This is a genomic window from Azohydromonas lata (assembly GCF_034427735.1).
Lineage (GTDB): Bacteria > Pseudomonadota > Gammaproteobacteria > Burkholderiales > Burkholderiaceae_C > Azohydromonas > Azohydromonas lata.
On sequence record NZ_JAXOJX010000005.1, the window covers coordinates 147045 to 158059 of the forward strand.

The window sequence follows — 11015 nt, forward strand, 5'->3', positions numbered from 1 at the left end:
CGGTCCGTCCCCACAAGGGCTTGGGCAAGCCTGACCTCCACACGGCAGATCGCTGCCGTCCAACCAGCACAGTCAACAAGGAAGCAGCGGCATGGCAGGCGCGCACGCAATGCAGGATCTCGGCTCGGCTCCGCCGCCGCCCAGCGCGGCGGAAGCCCAGGCGCTCACGCTGGCCAAGGCGCTCTCGCGCGCTGAAGGGCGGCGCAAGCGCCAGGCGCTGCTGCTCACCTTGCCGCTGCTGGCCTTCCTGGTGGCGGTGTTCATCGTCCCCATTGGCGCGCTGCTCATGCGCGCCGTCGAAAACCCCGAGGTCGCGCGCGCCCTGCCGCGCACGGCGCAAGCCCTCGCCGGCTGGGACCGCCAGAGCGAACCCGCCCCGGCCGCCTTCGCCGCCGTGGTGGCCGACCTCTCGGCCATGCCCGACAGCGCGGACGCCGGCGCACTGGCCCGCCGCCTCAACAGCGAGGTGCCGGGCTCGCGCTCGCTGGTGATGGGCGCCTACCGCGCCAGCCAGGACGCGCTGCGCGACCCCGCGCTCAAGGCCGAGGACGTGCGCGCCAGGCTGCTGGCGATGGACCCCCGCTGGGCCGCGCTGCCCTACTGGCAGGCCATCGCCAAGAACGCCTCGCGCTGGACGCCGGACTACCTGCTCGCCGCCGTGGACCTGCGCCGCGAGGCCGAGGGCGGCATAGAGCGCATGCCGGAAGACCAGCGCGTCTTCGGCCGCATCCTGCTGCGCACCTTCCAGATCAGCGTGGTGGTCATGCTGACCTGCCTGCTGCTGGGCTACCCGCTGGCCTACTGGCTCTCCACGCTGCCCGCGCGCAAGGCCAACGTGCTCATGATCCTGGTGCTGGTGCCGTTCTGGACCTCCATCCTCGTGCGCGTGGCCGCCTGGATCGTGCTGCTGCAGCGCGAGGGCCTGATCAACAAGGCGCTGCTGGGCCTGCACGTGGTCGCCGAGCCGCTGGCGCTGCTGTTCAACCGCACGGGCGTCATCATCGCCATGACGCACATCCTGCTGCCCTTCATGATCCTGCCGCTGTACAGCGTCATGAAGTCCGTGCCGCCGACCTACGTGCGCGCCGCCGTCTCGCTGGGCAGCACGCCGCTGGCCGCCTTCGTGCGCGTGTACGTGCCGCAGACCTATGCGGGCATCGGTGCCGGCGCGCTGCTCGTGTTCATCCTGTCCATCGGCTACTACGTCACGCCCGCGCTGCTGGGCGGGGCGGACGACCAGATGCTGTCCTACTACATCGCCCAGTACACCAACGTGGACGTCAACTGGGGCATGGCCGCCGCGCTGGGCGCGCTGCTGCTGGGCAGCACGCTGGCCCTGTACGGCGTGTACCGCCGCTTCGCACGTGCCGAGCTGAGCCTGGGGTGAGCGCCATGAACCCGTTGAACCGATTCCTGCCTGATTTCCCCGCCTACGCCACGCCGCTGGACAAGCTCGGCTGGTGGGCGCTGCGCGTGGCTTGCGTGGGCGTGCTGCTGTTCCTGCTGCTGCCCATCCTGGCCATCGTCCCGCTGTCGTTCTCGGCCAGCTCTTTCCTGGCCTACCCCATGCCGGGCTGGTCGCTGCAGTGGTACGAGCAGCTCCTGGCCTCCGACGACTGGGCCCGCGCCGCCCGCAACAGCTTCATCGTGGCTCCGCTGGCGACGCTGCTGGCCACCGTGCTGGGCACGCTGGCCTCCGTGGGCCTGGCGCGCGTGCAGTTCAAGGGCAAGTCAGTGCTGATGAGTGTGCTCATCGCGCCCATGGTGGTGCCCGTGGTCGTGGTGGGCGTGGGCACTTACCTCGTGTTCGCGCGCATCGGCCTGGCGGACACCTACCTGGGCCTGGTGCTGTCGCACGCCGCGCTGGGCGCGCCCTTCGTCGTCACCACCGTGCTGGCCACGCTGCAGGGCTTCAACCACAACCTCGTGCGCGCCAGCCTGGGGCTGGGTGCCGGGCCCGTTGAAACCTTCTTCCGCGTCACGCTGCCGGTGATCGCCCCGGGCGTGATCTCGGGTGCCCTGTTCGCCTTTGCCACCAGCTTTGACGAAGTGGTCGTGACCCTCTTCATCGCCGGCCCGGCGCAGGCCACGCTGCCGCGGCAGATGTTCACGGGCATACGCGAGAACATCAATCCGACCATCGCGGCCGTGGCCACGCTGCTGATCCTCTTCACCACCGCGCTGATGCTGACGCTGGAGTGGATTCGCGGCCGCCGCCGCTGACCCGCGCACCGGCCGTGCCGGCGCGCTCATCCTTCGCGAGTCCTGCCATGAGCGCTTCGACCGACCAACCGTCCCCGTCCCTGAACCAGCCGCTCAGCGGCAACGCCATGCCGCGCTTTGGCGGCCTGGCGACCATGATGCGGCTGCCCGCGGCCGACTCGCCCGCCGGCCTGGACGCCGCCTTCATCGGCGTGCCCCTGGACATCGGCACCAGCCACCGCCCCGGCGCGCGCTTCGGCCCGCGCCAGGTGCGGGCCGAGTCCGCGCTGCTGCGCCCCTACAACATGGCCACGGGCGCCGCGCCCTTCGACACGCTGCAGGTGGCCGACTTGGGCGACGTGCCCATCAACACCTACTCGCTGGGCAAGTCGCTGGACATCATCACCGGCTACTACCGCCGGGTGCTGGAGTCCGGCTGCAAGCCGCTGACCATAGGCGGCGACCACACCATTGCGCTGCCCATCCTGCGCGCCATGGCCGGGCGCCACGGCCCGGTGGCGCTGGTGCACGTGGACGCGCACGCGGACGTCAACGAGAGCATGTTCGGCGAGCCCGTGGCCCACGGCACGCCGTTTCGGCGCGCGGTGGAGGAGGGGCTGCTGTGCGGGCACAAGGTCTGGCAGATCGGCCTGCGCGGCACCGGCTACGCGGCGGACGATTTCGACTGGCCGCGCGCCCAGGGCTTCAACGTCGTCCCGGCGCACGAGGTGTGGTGGCGGTCGCTCGCGCCGCTGATGGGCGCGGTGCGCGACTCCATTGGCGACCACCCGGTCTACCTGAGCTTCGACATCGACGGCATAGACCCCGCGTATGCCGGCGGCACCGGCACGCCGGAGATTGGCGGGCTGACCGTGCCGCAGGCGCTGGAGATCGTGCGCGGCCTGCGCGGCCTCAACCTCGTGGGCGCCGACCTCGTGGAGGTCTCCCCGCCCTACGACCCGACGGGCAACACCGCGCTGCTGGGCGCCAACCTGCTGTACGAGATGCTGTGCGTGCTGCCGGGCGTGCGCAGGCGCTGACGGTTTCCCGCTTGGCGGGCTGACGGCGGGCCCGCCCCGGGCGCCTGACGCGGCGCGTTGCGCGGGCCGCTGTCCGGCAGCGTCGTCGGACAGCGCCTACAGCCGCTCGCGGCGGCGTCGGCTGGCGCCTTTGACGGGGGGCGGCGAGCATGGTTCCACCATGCTCAGTGATTCACCGCCCGTCCCCGTCGCCAGCTCCCTGTGGGCTTCCCTGCACGCCGCCTGGCCGCGCATACGCCGCTGGGCGGTGCCGGTATTGGGCTTGTTGGTGCTGGCGCTGCTGCTGTCACGCGCGCACCAGATCGACTGGGCCGGCGCCTGGGCCGCGCTCAAGCGCTACCCGCTGCAACTGCTGCTGGCCGCGTGGGCGCTGGCGACGCTGAGCCACGCGCTCTACGGCTGTTTCGACCTCATAGGCCGCGGCCACGTGCGCCACCGCGTGGCGCGCTGGCGCACCTGGGCGATCGCGGTATCCAGCTACGCCTTCAACCTCAACCTGGGCTCACTGGTGGGCGGCGTGGCGATGCGCGCCCGCCTGTACGCCCGCGCCGGGCTGGACGAGGCGACCGTGGCGCAGGTGGTGGGCCTGAGCCTGGCGACCAACTGGCTGGGCTACGGCCTGCTGGCCGGCAGCCTGTTCACGGCCGGCGTGATCACGCTGCCGACCAAGGCTTTCCTGCCGGACTGGACCCTGCGCGCCGTGGGCGTGCTGATGCTGGCGCTGGCTGCGGGTTACGTGCTGGCCTGCGCCAAGTGGCGTGGCCGCGAATGGCACATCCGCGGCCGCCGCCTGCAACTGCCCAGCCCCGGCCGCGCCATCGCGCAACTCGTGTTCTCCGCGGCCAATTGGGCGCTGATGGGTGGCGTGATGTATCTGCTGCTGGGCGAGCGGCTGCCGTATGGGCAAACGCTGGCCGTGCTGATGGCGGCTTCCGTGGTGGGTGTGGTGACGCCTATTCCGGCCGGGCTTGGTGTGCTGGAAGCGGTTTATCTGGCACTGCTGTCCGGGCGGCTGGGGAATGGGGAGGTGATGGGGGCTGTTTTGGCTTACCGCGCGCTTTATTACTTGCTGCCGTTGGTGGGGGGGATTGGGTTGTATTTGATGCTTGAGCGGTATGCATCCAAGCAGGAGGGGGCGGGTGGGGCGACGGAAAATCAGTAATACTGCGATTTATTAGATTGGTGGCATTGAGCGTGAAATAAAGCCATTGGCTGCCCCGATAAGTTGATATTTCAATGTTCTTGGATTGAATGGCGCGCGGCCAATGCCACTTGGCTTTGGCATCCCGCAAGCCGCGACCGTTCACACCCCGCTTCGTCATTCCCGCGAAGGCGGGAATCCAGGCGGCCCCACGGTGAAGCGTAGGGGCGGTTTGGGACTGCTGCGTTATTGAGGGCTATTCGCTGATCCTGCATTAAGGAAGTTAGCGAGGGCTAAATCTTGGTCTTTGCGGGGGCTGTGGTGCTATTTCCGTGCTGCGTGCCATTTCCAGGAAGGCCGTTAGCTATTCGTACTGACCTCGCACCAGCGGACATTAATTGGCAGTTGTTGCTATGTCTGCTTTGTGCCCGTTGGCGACCTTCAGACCGCTATCACGAACGGCCGCTTTGCAGCGATAGTTGTCGTTCAGCTGCTGCCCATGCTCTGCAGCTCAGGCGCGACAGGTCGGGAAAACGCTCTATCAGCTCAAACGCGAAATGCTGTCCAGCTATCTACGAGCCGAGTTACGCAGCCCGGCGGTGCGGATGGTGCTTGCTGCGTAAGTCCTATCCATAACCACTTGCCTTGGTTTAGATCCTGCATCGGCACCCGGAGATGCTGCCGCAAGCGCCGACCTTCGAGTGCAGCATCTTTCGTCTTGAAGAACTGTTCTTGCACGCTTGTCGTGAGTCACCGACCAGGGAGTGGCCGGGTAATCGCTACGCGAGTGCATTGCCGAGTCGGCGTACTAAACGACATTTAAACTGTATTGATGTCGTCAATAAGACCTGGCGGATATATTTTGCTGTTTTTACTAAATCGCTTCACCAAATTAAAATTTCCCGGCAACTGAAATTTTTCCGGCAAGTCATTGTCAACCACAATTACTTGACAGAATCGATCAAGAAGTCTCGCCATAAGGGCCACATTTAAAATCTGCTCGTAGACCTTCTCATAAACTATCGGGTCAGATACTTCGTCGTCCATACCATTCTCATCGGCACGTCTGGTGTGCCCAATGTTCTGGCCCGGAGTGTCGATCATCAAGAATGGCGGGAGATTTCCGCCTTCATGAATAAGATATTGGAGCCGCGCGATATAAGAACCTATAGATAGAACGGTTCTGACGCCACCTGACGTTGCCTTGTAATACGACAAGCCTCGGAAATGCGGAACGAATTTTTTATCGACGTAGACGTTATAAACATTACGAAGACCGCTCGACTCCATATAACGGGCTAAGAAGCCACTCAATTCATCTACCACTTTTTCAATGTCAGTGACTCCAGATTCCACATCTTGGATAGCGAGACGAATTGATTCGATCGTAGCGGCCTTGTTTTCAATGCTTCGATCAATGTCAGCAAATCGTCGATGTATAGAAATGGACTGCTTGAGCGCAGCGGCCTTGACCTGCAACTCAGATCGTGCTTTTTCCATCGTTTCAATACTCTGTACCAATCCTGATACATCGGCAAAGTTCTCACCATCAAATGCGGTAATCTTTTCCTTAAGTGTGCGATTAATTTCAATTTCAGCGCTTTGCAACTCGCCCTGCTCTTGAAGAAGTTGTGTCAATGCCTCTCCAACCCCAGCCATTCTGTTTTTAATTGATCGAATATGAACCGAAATATCGTCAACACCAATCCGATTTGGAGATAAGGATAGCGGGGTCTCGCAAAGTGGGCAGGAGACAGGCTTTATGGTTCTCGGAATATCCCCGATCAACGATTTGCTACGCTTAGCCAGCTCCAAATTCTCCAAATCAAAGTCGTAAGTCTCCTTTAGCTTAACATAGCTATTTCGCTTTTCTTCTATTTCCCGAATGCGATTGACTATTTTCTTCTGTTGAAACTGAAGATCAGTAATCTGCGTTTTCAGTTCTACAGCAAATGATGACGACAACTTGAAGTCGCGCTTCAATTCATTGATTGTGTGCTCAAGAAAAGCAATTTCCTCGTCTTTTTCAGCTATTCTTTTGTCGAGCGCTTCCTCTTGATCCGAAGACTCCAAATTGACACTTTCTAAAAATCGGAGAACTACATTCCGCTCGCCAAGCAGTGCATTTCGTTCCTGCACCTCTAAGGATAGTTGACCTTTCAGCGTGGTAAGGGCCTCATTGTGTACGTTGAAAACAAATTTTTGAACCTCAACATTCTTTACAAATAACGGTTGATTTGCATAATCCAAAAGATTATCGGAACCAACACGGGTCTGCTTTAAATACATTAGCTTAAGCAAATCTCGAATACTAAGACGATCGGCACTGGCGTCTTCTTTTTTTGATTCACGGATTTTGACTTTTGGAATATTAAGACATTCAAGCACAAAATCAGAAAGCCAACCATCCGGCATATGGACGCTGGGTGAAGCACTCATGTGTCGAGGAAACAGCGTACTGACCTCTTCAAATGTGCCACTGTAAACACGTATTGGCCCATTTGCATCAGCGAGATCTCTCTCAATAGTCACCCTGTTTCCATTGAGATCAACTTGAAGAAAAACAACCCTTACGTTTGCTGCGATCTCTGCATACTGCAACTGCTCGTTTGATCCACCAAAACAATAATCTATCAAGTTAAGGATGCTGGACTTGCCGCTATCCATATCACCCCACACAACGTTTAGCCCCTCAGTAAACGTTGCTTCATAGTTCTTTCTAATCCCTTTAAGGATCAGTCGCTCAATGAACAGGTAGGTTTTATTCTTCATAGTACGGCTCATCCTGGAAAGCAGCTTTCTGTAGAGTTCCCAAAGATTTCGAAGTGAGAGGCTTAAGTGCTTTAAGCGAAATTGTCCAACTCCCTGGCAGCCGAGAGAAATCAATTTTAAGAGTTTCTTTCGGCATTAAATAAAAATCACCTTCTACATGCGCAATTTTGATCATATCGAATTTAACGAGGAGCGCGGCGACTGCGGCAATCTCCCTTGTACTCACTGGCTCTCCGTATTCAACATCATCTGGGTATAGTACTTGCCGCAGCAATTCTTTATGCATGCGCTCGGGGGCAAGATTATTCAAAATCTTTCTTGTCACATTTGGATTTTTGAGTGCAGCATCAAAAATTGCGGCCTTGGTAATTGTTAACTTGTTCTGCGGCAAGGTCGGCTTGCCAATGAATTCCACTATCGCGAGGCAGCGCAGGGCCGCCACGTGAAGTTCAGTATGGGGATCAAAGGCAAACATTTGAGTCACTTTGTCAAGGCCTCCACTTTATCAAGATCGCCGTCTTTACCCCAAATTACTTCATCAGTCAATTGGTTCGCTGCTTGATGAAGAAGGCCTTGTTTATGCAGGTAACTAACATATTCAACTCCACATTTTAGTGCAGCACCATCTTGCTCCATTATGCTTTGATGTACTTCGCTAAATACGCTGTTCCTATCATGTGTTTCGTTATGAGCGTTATAAATTGCGCGATACAAGTTTACCACCCGCCTTTGCAACTCGAATATTTGATGTCTCTCTTTTATACTGGAGTGCTTGGCAACAATTTCGGCTTGAAAAAACGACTCCTTGGCATTGTCTATACCTTTTGCTCCAATATCGCTTATTATCATCTTTATTATGAAGATCTCCTTTTTGTAATCAGGCATGCTGGAATCAAAAACTTCTGCAGCCGAATTCTCTCCAGATTTTTGCTTCAGCACATGATCAATAAGCTGCGTGGCGCATTTAAATACAGAATCCGATGCGCCCTCCGGCTTGCAAACCGATACATGATCATGATTTACCGTGAAAACCTTATTGTTAGGTATTTTGCCAGGCAAAGCACTCTCTTTGTCCACACATTCATCGTGCGCCGCTATAACATACCTAGACTCTGGCAAATCCCCTTTTTTATCCATCCATTCATTATTTAGGCGCGACACGTATTCATCAAGAGGAACCAGCTCTTGTGCGTTTTTATTCAATGGCGCCAAGATTTGCGCTGACAGCGAACCCTTATGTGGCACAGCTATAGACAGGAAACCGACAACTTTCCGGTCCTCTTGGTGATCGTGATTTAATATATAATCCTTAGCAACCAATCCACACAAGACTGTGAGCAATCAAAACTATGCGATCAAGATGGCTCAACTCCAACCGAATTTCGGTACTAAGCATTTGCGCAAGCTGCTCGATTGGTTGATTTTTTTGTATTCTCCCCTGAAAAGTTTTTAACCGCCCTAGAACCGGAATTCGCCCTAGAATTCTTTTTGCTATGGCCGAATCGAATATAGAGGAGATTTTTGTGTAGTAGCTGAAGTGATGAACTTCAATGTGCGGTCCAATTGGAGATTTTTCTAACAAGCTCCCAAATGAACTGCCAGAGCTGTTTTTCCAAGTGGCTTCACCGCCTGTCAATCCATGAATAAATACAACCCCTATTTTTGACAATTTATTCCTCGCTAAAACGTGCCTGCCGCAACCCCTCCCACTATACTTGAACTGACGTAGGCCTACGCAACTTCGTTGCGCGCGAGGAAACGCTTGCCACGTCTGCCTCCTCCTTCAAAACGGCAGATAAGGTCTAGGGGTGTGCAAAATTTTACGACGGGAATACGAGTACTGGCCACTCGCACTTGAGCGGAGCGTTCGGCATTGTGCTGGTGATGCAGCGCTTCTGTTTCCATAATCTGCTATAAGATATTTTAATATTTGCTGCACAACGAATAATTTGTAAGTCAGCACTAAAAATTAATTGACCACTTCAAATACAAGCACATTAATAGGACTTACGCAACACACCTTCAGCTTCATGCGGCCATTTCCGTTTGCCACGACACCGCAGAAAAGTGTATTGTGGCTACAAAAATGATTTTGGTTCTTGCGGTCATCGAATCATATTTCCCAGGCACTGCTCTGGATGATATTCGGCTTCCGCTGCTTTTTTAAATAATGAAAACGATGAATTCGCTACGAAAAAATAAAACGCCGCTTTTTCATAGTAAATCAATAAATTGGAAACCGCTTCCGGCACAAGCCAGTTCCAAGGCTTCAGTCGTTGAAAGACCGCTTGCAGCCTAAAGCGGCCTATCGGAAAGGCCAGCTGTGCGACCGCAGTTGGCCGAAAGCAGAAGTAGCTTTCTCTCAATCAATAGGTCTATTCCGCCAACAAAAGAAAGATGATCAAAAAAACCGAAATCCAATGCGCAAACCAATTTTGAAGCACAGGAATTCGAGGCGTTGAATTTTGGCTCAAATTTACTGGCATTTCGCCATCCCAATTAAATTTGCCCTACTTCTTCCCCTTCCCCCCCAACCTCCAAACCCAAGCCAATATCTCCGCCACGGCCGCATAAAGCTCCGTCGGAATTTCCTTGTCCAATTTCACGTGCATCAGCGCCCGCGCCAGTTCCGCGGATTCGGTGATGGGGATGCCCGCCTCCCGGGCCAATTCCATGATTTTCTCGGCCGTCTGGTTGTAGCCCTTGGCCACCACCTTGGGCGCGCCCACTTGCGACATGGTGTCGTAGGTCAGGGCCACCGCGGCGCGGCGGCGGGCGAGGTCGTCTTGGGCGTCGTGGGTCATGGCGGGTTCAGTCGTCCATGCGCGCGCGCACGTTCGCGGCCATGCCGCGCGCCTGCAGCGATTCGCGCAGCTCGTTCAATTGCGCCGCCGCCTGGCCGCCCAGGGCGCCGCTGCCGGTGATGTCCACGTTCATGGGCGCGTGCTCGCCCGGGAAGGCCGCGCCCAGCGCCAGCTCCGCGGTGACGTCGATCACGCCGTCCTCCGTCTGGTGGCGCAGGCGTATGCGGGCGATGCGGTGGCCGCCGTGCCCGTCGGCCTCGCGCTCCAGCTCCATCTGCGCGGGCGGGCGGCCCTCGCGCCGCACTTCCATTGCCGCCTGGCCGGTGAGCGCCGCGCTCAGCATGGCGTTGAGCAGGGCGCCGGCCGCCTGCTGCGGCGGCTGGGCCTGCGGCGCGGCGGACTGCAGCGTGGCGGTGTCCCCCCGCGCGCCTTGCGCGGGCGCCCCGTCGCCGGAGGGCGCCTGCTGCGGCTCCTCCTGCAACACCTCGGCGTTGTCTTCGGCAGCCTTCAGGCTCAGCGCGCCGGCCAGGGCCTGGGCGATGTGGCGCGCGGCGCTGGGCGGCGCGGTTTCGGCGGCGGGCTGGTCGGGGGTGGTGGCCTGAGGCGGCAGCTCCAGCGTGTTGGGGTCTTCATGGCCCTCGGGGCCTATCTCCACCACGGGAAAGCCGAAGGACGCCAGCGCCGCGACGCCGCGCCCAAGCGGGCTCAGGTCCACCGCGCCCGCCGCGCTGGCCAAGGCGGTCAGCGCCGCGGCCTTGTCGCCTAAACCGCTGGCGGTCTGCGCGGTGGTCACCGGCACGGCAACCGGCTCCACCTTGGGCGGCGCGTTTACATGGGGGGTGGCGTTGACTTTCACCCGTGAATTTTAGGAAGCGGTGGATGCCCGCCCGCCGCCGCCGGGCGTGCAGATGCCACACCGCGCGCGGGCGCGGCAACGGCGAGCCCTCCGCCGCGCCCACCCCGGGCACGGACCAGACGGTCCGACCGGCTCAGCGCACTTCGGCCCGGCGCCCGCGGTCGCGGCCCGCGCCGTGGCGCCGGCTCCAGCGCCGCCAC

Annotated in this window: 10 protein-coding genes and 1 pseudogene; 5 read left to right on the top strand and 6 right to left on the bottom strand. The window is 58.9% G+C overall.

Annotation, left to right across the window (positions count from 1 at the left end; translation table 11 throughout):
• Nucleotides 1–109 precede the first annotated feature (109 nt).
• From SM757_RS05745 to SM757_RS35655, 5 genes and pseudogenes are all read left to right on the top strand, one after another.
• Nucleotides 110–1387 (top strand): ABC transporter permease, encoded by a 1278-nt coding sequence (locus SM757_RS05745; protein ID WP_322464740.1) that lies wholly within the window; start codon nucleotides 110–112, stop codon nucleotides 1385–1387.
• Nucleotides 1388–1392: 5 nt separating this feature from the next.
• Nucleotides 1393–2223 (top strand): ABC transporter permease, encoded by an 831-nt coding sequence (locus SM757_RS05750; RefSeq protein WP_066340721.1) that lies wholly within the window; start codon nucleotides 1393–1395, stop codon nucleotides 2221–2223.
• Between the two features lie 47 nt (nucleotides 2224–2270).
• Nucleotides 2271–3242, top strand: coding sequence for an agmatinase (gene speB / locus SM757_RS05755; RefSeq protein WP_322464729.1), 972 nt, complete (start codon nucleotides 2271–2273; stop codon nucleotides 3240–3242).
• Nucleotides 3243–3402: 160 nt separating this feature from the next.
• Nucleotides 3403–4404, top strand: coding sequence for a lysylphosphatidylglycerol synthase domain-containing protein (locus tag SM757_RS05760; RefSeq protein WP_322464730.1), 1002 nt, complete (start codon nucleotides 3403–3405; stop codon nucleotides 4402–4404).
• 479 nt (nucleotides 4405–4883) lie between these two features.
• A pseudogene (locus SM757_RS35655) lies at nucleotides 4884–5006 on the top strand (IS701 family transposase); the annotation flags it as partial.
• Between the two features lie 196 nt (nucleotides 5007–5202).
• Here the strand turns inward: SM757_RS35655 and SM757_RS05765 are convergent.
• From SM757_RS05765 to SM757_RS05790, 6 genes are all read right to left on the bottom strand, one after another.
• Nucleotides 5203–7155: a hypothetical protein gene (locus tag SM757_RS05765; protein WP_322464731.1), complete on the bottom strand. Its 1953-nt coding sequence runs from the start codon at nucleotides 7153–7155 to the stop codon at nucleotides 5203–5205.
• On the bottom strand, nucleotides 7145–7630 hold the full coding sequence (locus SM757_RS05770) for a hypothetical protein (RefSeq protein WP_322464732.1): 486 nt from the start codon (nucleotides 7628–7630) through the stop codon (nucleotides 7145–7147). Before SM757_RS05770 ends, SM757_RS05765 begins: the two co-directional genes overlap by 11 nt.
• A gap of 5 nt (nucleotides 7631–7635) precedes the next feature.
• Nucleotides 7636–8496: an ABC-three component system protein gene (locus tag SM757_RS05775; protein ID WP_322464733.1), complete on the bottom strand. Its 861-nt coding sequence runs from the start codon at nucleotides 8494–8496 to the stop codon at nucleotides 7636–7638.
• Nucleotides 8497–9260: 764 nt separating this feature from the next.
• A complete protein-coding gene (locus SM757_RS05780; RefSeq protein ID WP_322464734.1) occupies nucleotides 9261–9521 on the bottom strand; it encodes a hypothetical protein in 261 nt (86 codons plus the stop codon).
• Between the two features lie 144 nt (nucleotides 9522–9665).
• Nucleotides 9666–9959 carry an EscU/YscU/HrcU family type III secretion system export apparatus switch protein gene (locus SM757_RS05785; RefSeq protein WP_066340689.1) on the bottom strand — a complete coding sequence of 98 codons (294 nt, stop codon included), beginning with the start codon at nucleotides 9957–9959 and terminating at the stop codon, nucleotides 9666–9668.
• 7 nt (nucleotides 9960–9966) lie between these two features.
• Nucleotides 9967–10815 (bottom strand): hypothetical protein, encoded by an 849-nt coding sequence (locus tag SM757_RS05790; RefSeq protein WP_322464735.1) that lies wholly within the window; start codon nucleotides 10813–10815, stop codon nucleotides 9967–9969.
• Between the last annotated feature and the right edge of the window lie 200 nt (nucleotides 10816–11015).